The 16,788-nt window shown below is 71.8% G+C and carries 17 protein-coding genes; 11 read left to right on the top strand and 6 right to left on the bottom strand.

The window, feature by feature from the left end; all coding sequences use genetic code 11:
* Window positions 1–82: 82 nt before the first annotated feature.
* On the bottom strand, window positions 83–910 hold the full coding sequence (locus ABT116_RS29195) for an MOSC domain-containing protein (RefSeq protein WP_351640037.1): 828 nt from the start codon (window positions 908–910) through the stop codon (window positions 83–85).
* Window positions 911–953: 43 nt separating this feature from the next.
* A complete protein-coding gene (locus tag ABT116_RS29200; RefSeq protein WP_351640038.1) occupies window positions 954–1,382 on the bottom strand; it encodes a DUF6643 family protein in 429 nt (142 codons plus the stop codon).
* A 298-nt stretch (window positions 1,383–1,680) separates the two neighbouring features.
* On the opposite strand from ABT116_RS29200, the gene ABT116_RS29205 reads away from it, so the two are divergent.
* Entirely contained in the window at window positions 1,681–2,958 is a 1,278-nt protein-coding gene (locus tag ABT116_RS29205; RefSeq protein ID WP_351640040.1) for a TerD family protein, read from the top strand.
* Between the two features lie 15 nt (window positions 2,959–2,973).
* Here the strand turns inward: ABT116_RS29205 and ABT116_RS29210 are convergent, their stop codons facing one another.
* Window positions 2,974–4,164 (bottom strand): glycosyltransferase, encoded by a 1,191-nt coding sequence (locus tag ABT116_RS29210; RefSeq protein WP_351640042.1) that lies wholly within the window; start codon window positions 4,162–4,164, stop codon window positions 2,974–2,976.
* Window positions 4,165–4,203: 39 nt separating this feature from the next.
* Between ABT116_RS29210 and ABT116_RS29215 the strand changes: the two genes are divergently transcribed.
* Both ABT116_RS29215 and ABT116_RS29220 read left to right on the top strand, forming a co-directional pair.
* Entirely contained in the window at window positions 4,204–4,989 is a 786-nt protein-coding gene (locus ABT116_RS29215; protein ID WP_351640044.1) for a glutamate racemase, read from the top strand.
* Window positions 4,990–5,106: 117 nt separating this feature from the next.
* On the top strand, window positions 5,107–5,661 hold the full coding sequence (locus tag ABT116_RS29220) for a hypothetical protein (RefSeq protein ID WP_351640045.1): 555 nt from the start codon (window positions 5,107–5,109) through the stop codon (window positions 5,659–5,661).
* A gap of 89 nt (window positions 5,662–5,750) precedes the next feature.
* Here ABT116_RS29220 and ABT116_RS29225 read toward each other — a convergent pair whose 3' ends face one another.
* Window positions 5,751–6,824, bottom strand: coding sequence for an O-antigen ligase family protein (locus ABT116_RS29225; protein ID WP_351640047.1), 1,074 nt, complete (start codon window positions 6,822–6,824; stop codon window positions 5,751–5,753).
* Window positions 6,825–7,040: 216 nt separating this feature from the next.
* Here ABT116_RS29225 and lnt point away from each other — a divergent pair, with 216 nt between their 5' ends.
* The 4 genes from lnt (at window position 7,041) to ABT116_RS29245 (ending at window position 12,039) form a co-directional block, all read left to right on the top strand.
* Window positions 7,041–8,657: an apolipoprotein N-acyltransferase gene (lnt, locus tag ABT116_RS29230; protein WP_351640048.1), complete on the top strand. Its 1,617-nt coding sequence runs from the start codon at window positions 7,041–7,043 to the stop codon at window positions 8,655–8,657.
* A 67-nt stretch (window positions 8,658–8,724) separates the two neighbouring features.
* Complete coding sequence (locus ABT116_RS29235; protein ID WP_351640050.1) at window positions 8,725–9,204, top strand: NUDIX hydrolase; 480 nt, start codon at window positions 8,725–8,727, stop codon at window positions 9,202–9,204.
* A 54-nt stretch (window positions 9,205–9,258) separates the two neighbouring features.
* Entirely contained in the window at window positions 9,259–10,059 is an 801-nt protein-coding gene (locus ABT116_RS29240; protein ID WP_351640052.1) for a 3-hydroxybutyrate dehydrogenase, read from the top strand.
* A 75-nt stretch (window positions 10,060–10,134) separates the two neighbouring features.
* Complete coding sequence (locus ABT116_RS29245; protein ID WP_351640054.1) at window positions 10,135–12,039, top strand: helix-turn-helix domain-containing protein; 1,905 nt, start codon at window positions 10,135–10,137, stop codon at window positions 12,037–12,039.
* A 45-nt stretch (window positions 12,040–12,084) separates the two neighbouring features.
* On the opposite strand, the gene ABT116_RS29250 is transcribed toward ABT116_RS29245, so the two are convergent.
* Window positions 12,085–13,476 carry an MFS transporter gene (locus ABT116_RS29250; protein WP_351640055.1) on the bottom strand — a complete coding sequence of 464 codons (1,392 nt, stop codon included), beginning with the start codon at window positions 13,474–13,476 and terminating at the stop codon, window positions 12,085–12,087.
* Window positions 13,477–14,392: 916 nt separating this feature from the next.
* Between ABT116_RS29250 and ABT116_RS29255 the strand changes: the two genes are divergently transcribed.
* Window positions 14,393–14,623, top strand: coding sequence for a hypothetical protein (locus tag ABT116_RS29255; protein ID WP_351640056.1), 231 nt, complete (start codon window positions 14,393–14,395; stop codon window positions 14,621–14,623).
* A 167-nt stretch (window positions 14,624–14,790) separates the two neighbouring features.
* The gene (locus ABT116_RS29260) at window positions 14,791–15,144 is read left to right on the top strand and encodes a hypothetical protein (protein ID WP_351640057.1); all 354 of its coding nucleotides are present in this window, start codon (window positions 14,791–14,793) and stop codon (window positions 15,142–15,144) included.
* Window positions 15,145–15,433: 289 nt separating this feature from the next.
* Here the strand turns inward: ABT116_RS29260 and ABT116_RS29265 are convergent, their stop codons facing one another.
* On the bottom strand, window positions 15,434–15,820 hold the full coding sequence (locus tag ABT116_RS29265) for a hypothetical protein (protein WP_351640059.1): 387 nt from the start codon (window positions 15,818–15,820) through the stop codon (window positions 15,434–15,436).
* Window positions 15,821–15,963: 143 nt separating this feature from the next.
* Between ABT116_RS29265 and ABT116_RS29270 the strand changes: the two genes are divergently transcribed.
* Complete coding sequence (locus ABT116_RS29270) at window positions 15,964–16,422, top strand: hypothetical protein (RefSeq protein WP_351640060.1); 459 nt, start codon at window positions 15,964–15,966, stop codon at window positions 16,420–16,422.
* Window positions 16,423–16,660: 238 nt separating this feature from the next.
* Window positions 16,661–16,788: DUF5937 family protein (locus tag ABT116_RS29275; RefSeq protein WP_351640061.1), on the top strand; the 128-nt coding region annotated here is incomplete at its 3' end.

Raw genomic sequence — 16,788 nt, forward strand, 5'->3', positions numbered from 1 at the left:
CTCTCCCCAGGGCCTCTCACGAATTTCTCACACAAGCCCAAACGCCCGGACCTGCGGCACGGTTCCCGCCGCGCCCGAAGAGCTATTCGAGAATCCTGAGCGGATCCCCGACCCGGATCGTGCCGCGGGACAGCGGCACCAGGTTCTGGCCGAAGACCAGCTTGCCGTCGCGCCGGCGGTGCCGTCCCAGGCTGAACAGGGGCTCGCGGCCGCGCTCGCCGGTGTCCTGGTCGGTGGTGGTCACCACGCACCGGCCGCAGGTCTTGGCCACGCGGAAGGGCACGTCCCCGATGGCGAGGCGCGACCAGTCGTCCTCGGCCCACGCGGGGGTGCCCGTCACGACCACGTTCGGCCGGAAGCGGTTCATGGGCAGCGGGCCCTCGTCCGCGTACTCGCCCTGCGCGATCAGGGAGTTGAGGGCGTCGAGCGAGGCCGTCGTGGTGAGCAGCAGCGGAAAGCCGTCGGCGAAGGAGACGGTCTCACCGGGGCGCGCGTACTCCGGGGCGAGGGGTCTGCGCGTGGCCGGATCGTCCAGGTGCACCAGGCGCACCTCGATGCCGAGGTGGGAACTGCACCAGGCGTGCGCGGCGTCGTCCTCGGCCGGGACCGCCTCGACCTTGTCGCGGAAGATCTCCACCGGCACGGTGACCGAGGGCCGGGGTACGGGCACGGTCAGCGGCGGCATGCCCGGCGCGGACAGGCGTACGCCGCCACCGGGCAGCAGCTCGGCGGCGGCGAGCGCGAGTCGCGGCTGCTGGCGTTGCGTGACGACCTTTCCCCCGGCGTCGATCAGCACCCAACGCCGGTCTCCGGCCAGCCCCCAGGGCTCGACGACGGCCTGCCGGGGCGCCAGGCCCCGGACCGCCTTGACCGGATGGACGTGGATCGAGTGCAGGTGAGCGTTCCCCATGGGGCCATCGTGCCAGCCGGCATCGACAGCCCCCGAGTCCGGCTCAGTATCCGCGGTACTGCTGGCTGTTGTACGGATCCTGGTAGGGCGCCGGGGCCGGCCGGGGAGCCGCGGGGCGCATCGCCTCGTAGCCCGCGGGGGCCGCCGGGCGCGGCTGCTGCGGCTGGGGGCCGGGGTAGCCGCGCGGAGCGGTGGCCTGCTGCGGGATGTACGCCGCGGGCGCCTGCTGCAGCGGGGCGGGCTGCTGCGCCTGCGGATAGCCGTAGGCGGGCTGGGAGGGGGCTGCCGGAAGGGCGGGCAGCGCCGACGGGAGGGCGGGCAGGTTGCTGCCCGGCATGTCGTACTGGGCGGGGACCCGGATCGGGGCGATCTGCGGGGTACCCCGCTCGGCGACGAGCCTGTCGTAGATCGGGGTGTCCGGGAAGGAGGCGGAGTAGTAGCCGCCGCCATAGGTGGAGCGGGGGGAGGTCATGCCACATAAGTTAAGCCAACGATGTGCTCGTTGGGGAGACCGATAAGAGGGTTGTTTTCCGTGTCCGCAGTGACCCGGGATCCCCAATGCGAGCGAACTCGCCAAAAAGGGGCGGCGAACGAGGCCTTGATCGTGTAAAGGCCGAGTTCCGGGCGGGTTACCGGCGGTCGGCCGCCGGTCTCCGTGGCGGTCGGGCAGGGGACTTCGCCGGGGCGAGCAATTAGGTTGTGCGCACGAAACTCGACGGACGGCCGGGACGGGCCCGGCGCGGCGACACGCAATGGGGGCGGACGTGCAAATGCTGAAAGGTTCAAATACTCCGGTGCCGACCGCCGCGTTGCGGGTGGAATTGGGATGGCGGGCCGGAGCCGGCGTGCCCGACGCCGACGCCTCCGCTTTGCTGCTGGTGAGCGGGAAGGTCCGCTCCGATGCGGACTTCGTCTTCTACAACCAGCCCGCGCACTCCTCCGGCGCGATCCGGCACGAGGGCAAGCGCACCACCGGCGGCCGGGTGACCGACACGCTCCTCGTCGACCTCGCGCGCGTGGAACCCGCCATCGAGACCGTCGTCCTCGCCGCCTCGGCCGACGGCGGCACGTTCGGACAGGTCCCCGGCCTGTACATCGAGGTCCAGGATGCCGCTCAGGGCACGCCGGTAGCCCGTTTCGACAACCCGGGCGCCACCACCGAAACCGCTTTCGTGCTGGGCGAGTTCTACCGTCGCCAGGGCGCCTGGAAGTTCCGCGCCGTGGGCCAGGGCTACAGCAGCGGCCTCGAAGGGCTGGCCACGGACTACGGCATCACGGTGGACGAGCCGCAGCAGGCGGCACCGGCCCCCGCCACGGCGCCGCCCGCAGCCGCGCCGTCCGCCGCGTACGCGCCCCCGCAGATGCCCCAGCCCGCCGCTCCGCCCCCGCCCGCCGCGCCGACCACGCCGGTCCGCCTCACCAAGGTGACGCTCACCAAGGCGGCCCCGTCCGTCTCCCTCACCAAACAGGGCGGCACCTCCGGAGCCCTGCACGTCAACCTCAACTGGGAGGTGCGCAAGCAGTTCTCGGGGTGGAGCAGCAAGTTCGGACGTCCGACCGCCATGCACTCCGACCTCGACCTCGACCTGTGCGCGCTGTACGAACTCACCGACGGCAGCAAGGGCGTCGTCCAGGCCCTCGGCAACAGTTTCGGAGCGCTGCACCGGCCGCCGTACATCCACCTCGACGGTGACGACCGCACCGGCGCCCTGTCGAGCGGTGAGAACCTCACCGTCAACCTCGACCACAAGAACGCCTTCCGGCGCATCCTCGTCTTCGTCACCATCTACGAAGGCGCCCGTTCCTTCGCCGATCTGCACGCCTCGGTCACGCTCCAGCCGCAGCACGGGGCGCCGATCGAGTTCTCCCTCGACGAGTGCACGGTCCCCTCGCTCGTGTGCGCGCTCGCCCTGATCACCAACACCGGAAGCGACCTGGTCGTCCAGCGCGAGGCGCGCTACCTGGTCCCCGAGCGCGGGGTGAGTCCGCAGCGGACCGTCGACCACGCCTACGGCTGGGGCATGAACTGGACCCCCGGCCGGAAGTGACTCCTCCGGCGGCCGTCAGCCCTCGTCGGGCAGGGCGTCCGGACGCGCATAGGTGCGGCCCTTCCAGGCCGCACCCCGTCCCCGGTAGTGCTGCACCGCCGAGTCGACGGTCATGAGCAGATAGAGGAACGCCGTGAACGGCAGCAGCGGAGCGAGCCACAGCGGCTGCCTGTAGTAGCGGAGCATCGGGACGTACGTCCCCGCCATGACGAGCCACGCGAGACCGCCGAGAACCGCCGCCGGCGTGCTGCCTGCCGCGAGGCCGGTCAGGACCGCCGCGGGCGGGATCACATACACCAGCACCAGCCCGGCGACCGTCCCGGCGAGTAGCAAGGGGCTGTGCCGCAGCTGGGCGTACGCGCTGCGCGAGACCATGCGCCACAGGTCGTGCAGCCGCGGATACGGCCGCACGCTGTCCACCCGCTCGGCGAGCCCGAGCCAGACGCGGCCGCCGCCGCGCTTGACGGCCCGGGCGAGCGCCACGTCGTCGATCACGGCGTGCCGGATCGCGTCCGGGATCCGTGCCCGCTCCGCGGTCTCCGCCCGCAGCAGGACGCAGCCCCCGGCCGCGGCCGCCGTCCGGCCCGCCTTGGCGATCCGGCGGAAGGGGTAGAGCTGCGCGAAGAAATAGACGAACGCCGGCACGACGAACCGTTCCCAAACACTGTCCACCCGCAGCCGGGCCATCTGGGAGACGACGTCGTAATCACCGCAGCGGGCCGCCGCCACCAGCTCCCACAGACTGTCCGGAGCGTGTGCGATGTCGGCGTCCGTCAGGAGGAAGTACTCGGGATCATGCGCGCGTGCCAGCCCGATGCCGTGGCGCACCGCCCACAGCTTGCCGGTCCAGCCCGCCGGAGGCTCGCCCGGCGACCCCACCGTCAGCGGCAGCCCACCGTGCCGGCGCGCCAGCTCACGCGCCAGCTCACCGGTGCCGTCCGAGCTGCCGTCGTCGACGAGGAAGACCTCCGCCCGTCCCGGATAGTCCTGCAGGAGCAGCGAGGGCAGCGCGGCGGGCAGCACGGCCGCCTCGTCGCGGGCGGGGACGACGACGCACACGGACGGCCATACGTCCGGCTCCGCGCGCGACGGCAGTCGCACATCGGTGCGCCAGAAGAAGCCCTGACAGAGCAGCAGCCACAACCAGGCCAGGAGTGATCCAGCGGCAGTCCACACAACGGCGCTCACGGCCGCAGTCTGCCCCACCGGCGCTGCCCCGGACGGCTCATCGTCTATCGTGATCGGGTGAAGATCGCGCTCATGGATTCCGGAATCGGCCTGCTGGCGGCCACCGCCGCGGTACGACGGCTGCGCCCCGACGCCGATCTCGTGCTCTCCCTGGACCCCGACGGCATGCCGTGGGGCCCGCGCACCGTCGAGGATCTCACCGAGCGCGCCCTGGCCGTCGCCGAAGCCGCCGCGGCGCGCCGCCCCGAGGCCCTGATCGTCGGCTGCAACACCGCGACCGTGCACGCGCTGACCGCCCTGCGCGCCCGCCTCGAACCGGATCTCCCGGTCATCGGCACCGTCCCCGCGATCAAACCGGCCGCGGCCGGCGGCGGCCACTTCGCCATCTGGGCCACCCCGGCCACCACGGGCAGCCCCTACCAGCAGAACCTGATCAAGGACTTCGCCGGTGGCGTGCCCGTCACCGAGGTGCCCTGCTGGGGCCTCGCCGAGGCCGTGGAACACGCGGACGAGGCGGCGATCGACGCGGCCGTGGCAGCAGCTGCCGCCCTCACCCCGGACGAGGTGACCACCGTCGTCCTCGGCTGCACCCACTACGAACTGGTCGCCGAGCGCATCCGGGCCGCCGTCCAGCGACCCGGCCGCCCGCCCATCGTGCTGCACGGCTCCGCCGGAGCCGTGGCCGCCCAGGCCCTGCGCCGCCTCGGCCGGCAGCCCGCTCCGGGGGCCACCCCGCACGGCACGCTCACCGTGCTGCTCAGCGGACGTGAGGGCACGCTGCCCGCCCCCGCCCTGGCGTACGCCGAAGGGCGTCTGCTGCAGGCGGTCACGCCGGCCCGCTGACGGGAGAACCGGTCACCGACGGTCACCGGCGCACCGGATCGACGCGACGCCCCGACCGGCGCAGTCACGCTCCGCCACGAGGTACCAGCGGAGCGAAATCTGAGTACCCTCGAAGACATGAGGGACCACCGCCACGGCGAGAACGCCCCCCACCCGCACACGGACGTCTGGACCGGCCGTGCCACGAACCGGGTGCAGTGGCTGCTGGCGCTCGTGGGCGCCGCCTGCATGGCGCTCGGCATCGAGCTGGCCGTCGCCTCGGCGTGGACGTCCGGCATCGCCCCACTGGTCATGGCCGTCGTCGGGTGCATTGCCGCCGGGCTGCTGGTCCTCTTCGGAACGCTCGCCTTCGTGCACGTCGCCCTGCGCGTCGACGAGGAGCACCTCGAGGTGCGCTGCGGTCACATCGGTGTGCCCCGCCGCCGTATCCCCCTTTCCAGCGTGGCCGGCGCCACGTACATCTCCCATGTCACCCCCCGCCACTGGGGCGGCTGGGGTTACCGGTGGCGCCCCGAGAAGGGCACCGCGGTGGTCGTACGACGCGGCGAGGGCGTCGAGCTCGAACTGTGGGACGGGCACACCTTCACGATCACCGTGGACGACGCGGAGGCCGCCGTACGGGTGATCGAGGCACGCCTGCGGCCCACCAAGCCGGGCGCTCCCGCGCATTGAGCCACAGGGATTCTGTCACCGGCTGTGATCACCGAGCTGATCACGGGCTGTGATCACCGGATGGTGACGCCCAGGGCGCCGGACGCCCGTCACCACGCAGGGGCGCGACCCGCTCCACGCGTCTGGCCTCGCCCGGCACGGCCCGACGACTCGTCGGCGAGGGGGCGCGCCGTGGCCATGCCCGCCAGCAGGCCCGCTCCGACGGACACCGCCGTGAAGCTCAGAGCGTTGCCGATGGCGGCGATCGCGGCGAGTGCCGTCAGGGCCGCGCCCGCGGTGAGCGCCACCGGGGTCGGGCGCGGACCGCGCCACAGGGCGTACAGGACCCAGCCGAACACGGCAGCGAGCAGGGCCACCCCGACGATCCCTTGTTCCGCCGCCTGCTGCAGGGGCGCCGAGTGGGGCTTGTCGTCGGACAACAGGGACTGGGCGGACGTCGTGCTCAGCTCCCCGAAGCGGCCCGGACCGGCCCCCAGCAGCGTGTCGTCGCCCAGCAGATGCCATGCGTCCTGCCACAGCCGCACGCGGTGCGCCGTGAGCCGCCCCTCCAGAGCCGCCACGAAGCCGCCCGGTACGGCCCGCGCGGCAACCGCCCAGACCAGCCCGGTGACCAGGACGGCGACCGTGGCCAGTAGGGCCGTACCGGCGCCGCGGTGACGGGTGCGGCCCGCTGCCAGCGAGCACAGCAGTACCGCGAGGCAGGTCGCGAAGCCGCTGGTGGAACCGAGCACGGCCGCCAGCACCGAAGTCCCCGCGGCCAGCAGACGCAGGGCGAACCGAACGGCCGGCACCGGCGTGGCCCAGGCCGCGCAGCACGCGGCACCGGCCGACAGGGTCAGTACGGCGGCGGTGGCCCCCGCATGCCCCAGGGGTGCGGCGATCTGCGGGCCCGGCGCGAGGTGGGGAACGGCCACCGTCAGCGCGATGCCGGCCAGTGCCCCGGCGAAGGGCGCGCCGACGGGCAGCAACGCCCCGCTGATCCGTCCGGCGGCGTACCCGGCGGCCACGGCCAGCACCGCCAGGAGGACCCCCTCGGGCCTGCCGTCGTGCACGGCAGCCGTGACCAGTGACCAGGCGGCGCAGGCGCCCAGCACCACCACACCCGCCGCGTCGGAAACGATTCGTCTCTCGCCGTCCGCGTCCGACCCGGACGCAGACGTCATCCCGCTGGAACCCACCCCGCCCGCCCCCCGGCGCACCGTCGCCCCCGACCTGTGAAGACCCCGGCCGTCACGAGCCGCCACGGGCCGTACGACTGAGGCTGGGCACACCGTAACGGCTGGTGAGGGTTTTGGGGATGTGTCGTGACGAAATGAACAGGGAGTCCGCGGTGCATACCGCGCTGTCGGCTCCCAGGTCACGCGCCTTACACTCCGGGAGTGACCGTCACCGCAACCTCCGTCGGCGAGTCGGACCAGCTGGAGCCGCGGATCGCGCCCGGGGCGCGGACGTGGGCCCGGCGGCTCGCCCGTCTCGCTCCGGCCGCCGCAGCCGCGCTCTCCGGCCTGCTCCTCTACGTCTCCTTCCCGCCCCGCACGCTGTGGTGGCTGGCGCTGCCGGCGTTCGCCGTCTTCGGATGGGTGCTGCGCGGCCGCGGCTGGAAGGCGGCACTCGGACTCGGCTACCTCTTCGGCCTCGGCTTCCTGCTGCCGCTGCTGGTGTGGACCGGAGTGGAGGTGGGGCCGGGCCCCTGGCTCGCCCTGGTGGCGATCGAGGCCCTGTTCGTCGCCGCGGTCGGCGCGGGTGTCGCGGCCGTGTCCAAACTGCCCGGCTGGCCGGTGTGGGCGGCGGCCGTGTGGATCACCGGCGAGGCGGCACGCGCGCGTGCGCCCTTCCACGGCTTCCCCTGGGGCAAGATCGCCTTCGGGCAGGCGGACGGAATGTTCCTGCCGCTCGCCGCGGTGGGCGGCACCCCCGTGCTCGGTTTCGCGGTCGTCCTGTGCGGGTTCGGACTGTACGAGGTCGTCCGGCTGGCCGTGCGATGGCGACGGACCGGTGAGGTACGGCGCGCCGCGGCGGCCATGGGTCTGCTGAGCCTGGCCGTCCCGGTCGTGGGCGCCGTCGCGGCCCGGCCGCTCGTGAGCGACAAGGCCGAGGACGGCACCGCCACCGTCGCGGTGATCCAGGGCAACGTGCCCCGCGCCGGCCTCGACTTCAACTCCCAGCGCCGGGCCGTACTCGACTACCACGTGCGCGAGACGGAACGCCTGGCCGCCGAGGTCAAGGCGGGCAAGGTCGCACGACCCGATTTCGTGCTCTGGCCGGAGAACTCCTCCGACATCGACCCCTTCGCCAACCCCGACGCCCGCGCCGTCATCGACGCCGCCGCGAAGTCCATCGGCGTGCCCATCTCGGTGGGCGGTGTCGTCGAGCGGGACGGCAAGCTGTACAACGAGCAGATCCTGTGGGACCCGGCGAAGGGCCCCGTCGACACCTACGACAAGCGCCAGATCCAGCCGTTCGGCGAGTACCTGCCGTTCCGTTCGCTGATCGGCGCCATCAACAGCAACTGGACCTCGATGCAGCGCCAGGACTTCAGCCGGGGTACCGAGCCGGGCGTGTTCACCATGGACGGCGCCAAGGTCGGTCTCGTCACCTGCTACGAAGCCGCCTTCGACTGGACCGTGCGCTCCGAGGTCACCGACGGCGCCCAGATGATCTCCGTGCCCAGCAACAACGCCACCTTCGACCGCAGCGAGATGACCTACCAGCAGCTCGCCATGTCCCGGGTCCGCGCGGTCGAGCACAGCCGCACCGTGACGGTACCCGTGACCAGCGGTGTCAGCGCGATCATCATGCCGGACGGCAGGATCACGCAGAAGACCGGCATGTTCGTGGCCGACTCCCTGGTGCAGAAGGTTCCGCTGCGCTCCTCGCAGACCCCCGCCACGCGGCTCGGCATCCTGCCGGAGATCGCCCTCGTCCTGATCGCGGCCGGCGGCCTCGGGTGGGCCGTCGGCGCCGGGCTGCGCGGGCGACGCGCCGGTGACGTGTGACCGTACGCCCGTCGCACGCCGTTTGAATCGCGCGGGGCGCCGTGAGCGGCCCATTAGGGTCGACGGCATGGCTACTCCCGACTTCATCCGCACACTCCGTGCCTCGGCCGGTCACCAGCTGCTGTGGCTTCCCGGTGTCACCGCCCTCGTCTTCGACGACGAGGGCAGGGTGCTGCTCAACCGCCGTGCCGACACCCGCAAGTGGTCCGTGCTCGGCGGCATCCCCGACCCCGGGGAACAGCCGGCCGCCTGCGCGGTGCGGGAGGTCTACGAGGAGACGGCCGTACGCTGCGTCGCGGAACGGGTCGTCCTCGTCCAGGCCCTGGAGCCCGTCACGTACGAGAACGGCGACACCTGCCAGTACATGGACATCACCTTCCGCTGCCGGGCCGTCGGCGGCGAGGCGCGCGTCAACGACGACGAGTCGCTGGACGTGGCCTGGTTCGATGTCGACGCGCTGCCCGAGCTGAACGAGTTCGGCCTGCACCGGATCAAGCAGGCCCTGTCGGACGCCCCCACATGGTTCGACACCACTGCCTCCGGCTGAACTATGGGGCGTGACCACATGGGGTGGGGCAGGGGCGCTGCCTAGGGTCGAACCATGACCGCGCCTCCCGCCCACCCGGCCCCCCACGCCTCCCCGCTCGACCTGGGCGGCCGCACCGCGCTCGTCACCGGCGCCGCCGGCGGCATCGGCCGCGCCTGCGCGCTGCGGCTCGCGGCCGCCGGGGCCAAGGTGAGAGCCGTCGACCGGGACGCGGCGGGCCTGGAGGCCCTGGCCGGCCAGGGCCACGGCCTCGCCGGCACGGTGGAGCCGCACGTCCTCGACCTCACCGACCTGGACGCCGCCGAACTCGCCGCCGCCGGCACCGACGTCCTCGTCAACAACGCCGGGATCCAACTGGTGCGACCCATCGAGGAGTTCCCGCCGGACGTCTTCCACACGGTGCTCACCGTGATGCTGGAGGCGCCGTTCCGGCTCATCCGCGGGGCCCTGCCCCACATGTACGGGCAGGGGTGGGGCCGCGTCGTGAACGTGTCGTCCGTCCACGGGCTGCGCGCCTCGGCCTACAAGTCGGCCTACGTGGCGGCCAAACACGGGCTGGAGGGACTGTCCAAGACCACCGCCCTCGAAGGCGCGCCCCACGGTGTCACCTCGAACTGTGTGAACCCCGCCTATGTGCGCACCCCACTGGTCGAGAAGCAACTCGCCGACCAGGCGCAGGCGCACGGCGTCCCCGAGGAGCGCGTCCTGTCCGAGGTCCTGCTGCAGGACAGCGCCGTCAAAAGGCTCATCGAGCCGGAGGAGGTCGCCGAGGCGGTGGCCTATCTGTGCGGTCCGCAAGCCTCCTTCGTAACCGGTACCTCGCTCGTGCTCGACGGTGGCTGGACCGCCCACTGAGCGGCCGGTCCCGTCGGCCCGGGGAGTTGTCCACAGGGCTGACGGGGCGGCCCGGACATGGTGAATCCTGTGAGCATGTCCAGCGATCACGTGCAGTCCGCCGAAATGCCGTTCCTCGAGCTCCTGGCCCGGGGCGCGTCGGCCGACGCCTACGAGCAGCCGGAGCTGCTCGCGCGTGCCGAAGGGCGCCCGGCGGAGTGGATCGCCGCGCTCCGGCAGGCCAAGCCGCTCGCCCTGCGCGTACGCGCCGAGCTGGAGGGACGACGCCGGCGCGAGGCCGAGCTGTCCGCACTGTTCGAGACCGCCCACGACCTCGCCGGGCTGCGCGACCTCGACGCCGTGCTCCAGGCGATCGTGCAGCGCGCCCGCTCGCTGCTGGGCACGGACGTCGCCTACCTCAGCCTGAACGACACGGAGCGGGGCGACACCTACATGCGGGTCACCGAGGGCTCGGTCGCGGCCCGGTTCCAGCAGCTGCGGCTCGGCATGGGGGAGGGGCTCGGCGGCCTGGTCGCACAGACGGCGCGGCCCTATGTCACCGACGACTACTTCAAGGACGACCGTTTCCAGCACACCCTCACCATCGACGCGGGCGTGCGGGACGAAGGGCTGGTGGCCATCCTCGGGGTGCCCCTGACGCTCGGGCACCACGTCATCGGCGTGCTGTTCGCCGCGGACCGTCGCGCACGGGTCTTCGAGCGGGAGCAGATCGCCCTGCTCGGCTCCTTCGCCGCCCTCGCCGCGGCCGCCATCGACACCGCCAACCTGCTCGCCGAGACCAGGTCGGCCCTCGCCGGCCTGGAGCGGGCGAACGAGATCATCCGGGACCGCAGCGGCGTCATCGAGCGCGCCTCCGACGTGCACGACCGGCTCGCCGAGCTCGTCCTGCGCGGCGGCGGGGTGCACGACGTGGCCGCCGCCGTCTCCGAGATCCTCGACGGCACGGTCGAGTTCGCCGAGGCCGCCGCCGCACCCGCCGGTGCCCTGGAGAAGTCCGGCGCGCAGGGACACGCGGTGCTGCACGGCGACGACTGGATCGCCGCCGTCGCCGCCGGGGGTGAACTGCTCGGCGCACTGGTGCTGCGGGGCCACCCGGGGCTCGACCCGGTCGACCAGCGGACCCTGGAGCGTGCCGCCATGGTCACCTCCCTGCTGCTCCTGGCCCGCAGATCCGCCGCCGAGGCCGAACAACGCGTGCGCGGTGAGCTGCTCGACGACCTGCTCGACGCCCGCGACCGCGACCCGCGCCTGCTGCGGGAACGCGCGGCCCGGCTCCACGCCGACCTCGACACCCTCCACGTGGTCCTGGCCGCGCGACTGGAGGGCGCCGCGACCGACGCCGATCAGGAGGCCGACGCCCGCAGACGGCTGGCAGCGGCGGCGTCCCACCTGGCCGCCACCCGGCACGGCCTGGCGGCCGCACGCGACGGGGGCACCGTCCTGCTGCTGCCCCTCGGCCCCGGCGACACCGGCACCGATCTGGCCCGCCGCGCCGCCCGGCACCTGGGCACGGCGGTCCACGCACCGGTCACCGTCGGCGCCTCCGCACCCGCCGAGGACCTCGCGACCCGCCCCGAGGCCGTGGCGACGGCCTACGCGGAGGCCCGCCGCTGCCTCGAAGCCCTGCGCGTCCTCGGCCGCTTGGGGGACGGAGCTGCCGCCGAGGACTTCGGATTCCTGGGACTGCTCCTGGCCGGCGACCGGGACATCCCGGGCTTCGTCGACCGCACCATCGGCGAGGTCGTCGCCTACGACCGGCGGCGCGGCACGGAACTGCTGCGCACCCTCGACGCGTACTTCACCTGCGGCATGAGCCCCGCGCGCACCAAGGACGAACTGCACGTCCATGTGAACACCGTCGCCCAGCGCCTGGAGCGCGTCGGGCGCCTCCTCGGCGACGACTGGCAGAGCCCGGCCCGGGCCCTGGAGATCCAGCTCGCGCTGCGCCTGCACCGCTTGTCGGCACCGGCACCGCACTGACCCCCGTACGCGGGACGTACGGGGGCCGGGGCCACGGGTTCGAGGTCAGGCGGTGCGGGCGCCCTCCGCGGCGGCGTCCTTCCGCTCCTCTCCCCGGTCGGCGGGAAGCACCGCGTCGGCCAGGTCCCGGTGCCGGGTCTCCTCGGCCGCCGCCACCGCGACGACCGTGAGCACGGCGGCGGCGATGACATACAGGGCGATCGGTGTGGAGCTGCCGTAGTCGGACAGCAGCGCGGTGGCGATCAACGGTGCGGGCGCACCCGCCGCGACCGAGGCGAACTGCGCGCCGATCGACGCACCGGAGTAGCGCATCCGTGTCGCGAACATCTCGGAGAAGAACGCGGCCTGAGGCGCGTACATCGCCCCGTGCAGGACCAGCCCGACGGTGACGGCGAGGATCAGGTTGCCGAAGCCGCCGGTGTCGATCAGCGAGAAGAACGGGAACATCCACAGCCCGATACCGACCGCACCCATGAGATACACGGGCCGGCGACCGATCCGGTCGGACAGCGCGCCCCACGCCGGGATGACCGCGAAATGCACGGCCGAGGCGATCAGCACCGCGTTCAGCGCGGTCTGCTTGGAGACACCGGCCGAGGTGGTGGCGTAGACGAGGATGAAGGCGGTGATGACGTAGTAGCTGATGTTCTCCGCCATGCGCGCCCCCATCGCGACCAGGACGTCACGCCAGTGGTGCCGCAGCACGGAGACGAGCGGCAGCTTCTCGGCATCCGCCGCCGCGTCCGCCTTGCGGGCCTCGGCCTGCGCCAACGCCTCCTTGAAAACGGGCGATTCATCGACAGACAGACGAATCCACAAACCGACGATCACCAGCACCCCGGAGAGCAGGAACGGCACCCGCCAGCCCCAGCTGCCGAACGCGGCGTCCGACAACAGGGCCGTGAGCAGCGACAGCACACCGGTGGCGAGGAGTTGCCCCGCAGGCGCGCCGGTCTGCGGCCATGACGCCCAGAACCCGCGCCGCCGAGCGTCCCCGTGCTCCGACACCAGCAGTACGGCACCGCCCCACTCACCGCCGAGCGCGAACCCCTGGACCAGCCGGAGCACGGTGAGCAGCACCGGCGCGGCCGTCCCGATGGAAGCGTGCGTAGGCAGCAGCCCGATCGCGAAGGTAGCCCCGCCCATCAGCAGCAGACTCAGCACCAGCAGCTTCTTGCGCCCGAGCCGGTCGCCGTAGTGCCCGAACACCAGCGCGCCCAGCGGCCGTGCGGCGAAGCCGACCGCGTACGTCAGGAACGACAGCAGGGTGCCGACGAGCGGGTCGGAGTCCGGGAAGAACAGCTTGTTGAACACGAGCGCGGCGGCGGAGCCGTAGAGGAAGAAGTCGTACCACTCGATGGTGGTGCCTATGAGGCTGGCGGCGACGATGCGACGGAGGTTCGCGGGTGGTGGGGGAGCGGTGATTCCGGAGGTCATGTGCGCCACTTCCTCGTGTGCGGTGGGGACGGGTACGTGCTCGCACACCGTAGGAACGTGCAGGTCAGGGGCACATGTGGTGGAGCAACATAGTTCGGGGCGTCGTTGTGCGTGGGGCCACCATGCCCGTTCATCGAGTGCCGGTTCAGGGGCTTGAAGGGAGGCGAGGCGACTGATGTCCGAGAGACGCGGTTAGGGATGATTTGACGGTGCCGTGCTGACTCCCGTGCTGGTTTGGTGCTGACTGAAAGCCCACGTCATCACCTGTCTTCGACGCTCCCGTGCTGACTTGGTGCTGACTACGCTCCGTAGAACTCGGGCATCGAGGCTCATTTGGCCCAGAGTTGCCTCGAGTGGGCGACTCGGTCTCGCGGTTGTGGGCACGGCCCCGCCATTGAGTCCGGTGCGCGTTCGTCCCAGCAGGTTCTTTGCCTGCTGGTGCGGACCACGGTTCGGGGAGCCGGAGACGAAGAGATCTTCTTGAAGTCGTCTACCGGGTGGCTCTGACCTGCGACAAGGCGATCGATCTTGTCTCTGACCTGTGCAGATCCTTCTTTTACAGTCTTTCAGGCTCGTACCCGGTTACGCAGTCGATTCTCCCCACGCGCTCCTCAGAGGCGTCCATACTCCCCAGATTCTCCCCAGGAGGGTCCCGGGGGAAGGTCCTGATGTTCGCGCTTGTGAAGTGAGTGTGGCATGTACCGTGCGTGACTCCCGGCAGAGACTCCCGCCCTCACCCTGCCGCCCGCCCTCACCAGCACTCCGGTCGCGAAACGCCCGTACGACCTGCGGCACTCGGCCTTGTCCACGTGGCTGGCGTGCCACCCACCTGCGTGGGCGGCGTCGGCGACTGCGCACCCTTGCGGGTGCGCAGTCGCTCATCGAGCACGGTGACCGCCCGTTCGACACTGCCTTCATGCAGGAGACCTTCGAGCGGTACTGGGACTACGCGCAGTACGTCGCGACCTGGACCAACGCGCTGCTGGGCGCGCCGCCCGAGCACGTGCTGAAGCTGCTGAGTGCCGCGTCCGGCAGCCCTCGCATCGCCCGGCGGTTCGCGAACGGCTTCGACGACCCGCGGGACTTCTTCCACTGGTTCATGAGCCCCGAGGCCGCCGAGTCCTACCTCGCCGCCGTCCAGGGCTAGCGAGCGAAGAGCGAGGAGTTCGGTCATGCGAAGCATCGCCGTCAGGAGCCGGCCAGTCCGGCACCCAGCTGGCCCTCGGACTGCTACACAGGGGCTATGACGTCACCCTTGTCACCGACCGGGAACCGGACCAGGTCCGCTCCGGGCCCGTGATGTCCAGCCAGTGCATGTTCGACACGGCCCTGCGCACCGAGCGCGCGCTCGGCCTGGACGACTGGCAGGGCAGCTGCCCGCAGATCTCCGGGATCTCGCTGTCCGTCGGAGCCGACGAGAGCAGCACCGGCGTGCGGTGGATCGCCCCGCTGGACGCACCCGCCCAGTCGGTGGACCAGCGCGTCAAGTGCGCGGCCTGGCCTGAGCGTTACGAGGAGGCGGGCGGCAAACTAGTCGGACTGGATCTGGCCGTTGGCGGCGCTGACGGAGAACCCCAGCCGCTACAAGGCCAGCATCCGCTGGCGTCAATGCCCCGTGGCCTTCCGGGGCGAACTCCGGCTCGCCGCCTGGACCATGATCAACGGTGAGTTGCGGCCCACCTTCCTGGCCGAGCGGGCGCCTTCGCTGCGGGCCCGCGTCAGCCTGAGTGACCTGACCGAGGCGGTACGGCAGTGGATATACCTGGCGGCCTGGCTCGATGAACGCGGGCTGACCTCGCTCGCCCAGTGCAACACCGCCGTCTGGACCGCCTACGACCAGCGCCTGCTCGCCGCTGGCTCCAGCCGTGTTGTTGATCTTCAGTGGGCTACTGGGATGTGTGCAGTCTCACCCTTCGGGCTGGGGCTCTCCCGGCTTGGTGTCGTAGCCCTTGGGGGTTCAGGTGCCCAAGGGCTTGGTCTTGCGGCGGCGGGTGGGGCGGCGCCGTGGGCGGTTGCCGTTGAGTGCGATGGAGTCGGCCCAGGTGGTGAGTTTGCGCTTGTTGACGTGGGCGAGCTGGAAGGCCAGGAGGATGGTCTGGGCGGCGATGCCCCGGATGCGGCGGGTTCCGGGTTCTTCGAGGCGTTCGCGGAGGGTGTCCTTGGCGTAGCCGTTGATGCCTTCGATGCTGTTGCGGAGCCGGAAGTAGACGCGCTGCCACGATTCGGAGCCGTACTGGAGCGGCTGCCAGAGGTTGGCGCCGGCTTCGGGAGGGACGGTGACGGTGCGCTGGGTGCAGCACTGGGATGAGCCTGCGGGGTTGGGGGCGGGGTCGATGAGGGGCAAGTGGACGCCCCGGCCGAGGGTGTAGGCCGTGAGGGGGGCACTGGGTGCGGCCTGCTTCGGCGGGGCACATCACGCGGCGATGGCCCTCGGTGTCGGGACGTTGCTTGGGCATGAAGAGGTAGGCGGCACGGGCGCGGATGCGGTTGATCCAGGTCTGGCTTCTGGTCGTTGTAGAGGCGGTCGCCGGCCAGGTAGCCGCGGGGATGGCGGCCGTCGATGTGCTGGAGCGCTTCGAGGGCGACGTGGCCTGGGCGGTGGCTGGGCTTGTCGACGGAGAAGGCGATGATCAGAGCGGGAACCACGTCGGGGTCGGCGGAGCGGTCGGACAGGGGGGCGCCGTCGCGGCGGGGGTCGCGGGCGACGATGAGGGAGGCGTCGTAGCCGAAGAGACGCTTCTTGATCCGTTCGACCTTCTTCTGGATCTTGGCGTTCCTCCTGGCCTTGGCCTTGTCGGTGGGGGCAAGGTCGTCCAGGGCAAGGGGGGCCCTGTGCCGGGCATTGCGCACGTACCAGGCGGCATCCGGGTCGCTGGAGGTGACGGGGCTGTCCGGGGCGAGCCCCTTGGCGTAGGTACCGATGACGGTGGCGTCGACGCAGGCTGAGCCGTCCCAGTGGCCGTCGGAGCCGGCCAGGCGGCTTGCTCAGCGCGCGGCGGCCGCGGCTCCGTCCACGCCGATCACCCTCGGGACCACCTGCTGTGGCAGTGGCAAGTGCCGGAGATGGCGCAGCGCGGTGCTGCGGGAGACCGGCACGGCCAGCGGACGCCGTCCTGCATACGCTCAGCATGTCGGGGCAGGCACGGCGTGCCCGCGGCCGTTGCCCGGTAGAGGATGATGGGTCATGACGATCGTGTTCCGGATTCCGGCCACTGGTGCGGAGCGGGTGGGGTTCGCCTACTCGCCGACGATGGAAGCCGTACTGAGTCTCCATGTGCTGGTGGAGCCCAAGCACCACCCCGTCCAGCACGG

The sequence above is a fragment of the Streptomyces sp. NPDC002130 genome (assembly GCF_040296465.1).
In the GTDB taxonomy this organism is placed as follows: domain Bacteria; phylum Actinomycetota; class Actinomycetes; order Streptomycetales; family Streptomycetaceae; genus Streptomyces.

What these genes read in the sequence shown, in the direction of transcription:
- ABT116_RS29195 (WP_351640037.1), bottom strand. Translation starts at nt 910, where the DNA reads ATGGGGAACGCTCACCTGCACTCGATCCACGTCCATCCGGTCAAGGCG.
- ABT116_RS29200 (WP_351640038.1), bottom strand. Translation starts at nt 1,382, where the DNA reads ATGACCTCCCCCCGCTCCACCTATGGCGGCGGCTACTACTCCGCCTCC.
- ABT116_RS29205 (WP_351640040.1), top strand. Translation starts at nt 1,681, where the DNA reads ATGCTGAAAGGTTCAAATACTCCGGTGCCGACCGCCGCGTTGCGGGTG.
- ABT116_RS29220 (WP_351640045.1), top strand. Translation starts at nt 5,107, where the DNA reads ATGAGGGACCACCGCCACGGCGAGAACGCCCCCCACCCGCACACGGAC.
- ABT116_RS29225 (WP_351640047.1), bottom strand. Translation starts at nt 6,824, where the DNA reads ATGACGTCTGCGTCCGGGTCGGACGCGGACGGCGAGAGACGAATCGTT.
- ABT116_RS29235 (WP_351640050.1), top strand. Translation starts at nt 8,725, where the DNA reads ATGGCTACTCCCGACTTCATCCGCACACTCCGTGCCTCGGCCGGTCAC.
- ABT116_RS29240 (WP_351640052.1), top strand. Translation starts at nt 9,259, where the DNA reads ATGACCGCGCCTCCCGCCCACCCGGCCCCCCACGCCTCCCCGCTCGAC.
- ABT116_RS29245 (WP_351640054.1), top strand. Translation starts at nt 10,135, where the DNA reads ATGTCCAGCGATCACGTGCAGTCCGCCGAAATGCCGTTCCTCGAGCTC.
- ABT116_RS29250 (WP_351640055.1), bottom strand. Translation starts at nt 13,476, where the DNA reads ATGACCTCCGGAATCACCGCTCCCCCACCACCCGCGAACCTCCGTCGC.
- ABT116_RS29255 (WP_351640056.1), top strand. Translation starts at nt 14,393, where the DNA reads ATGCAGGAGACCTTCGAGCGGTACTGGGACTACGCGCAGTACGTCGCG.
- ABT116_RS29260 (WP_351640057.1), top strand. Translation starts at nt 14,791, where the DNA reads ATGTTCGACACGGCCCTGCGCACCGAGCGCGCGCTCGGCCTGGACGAC.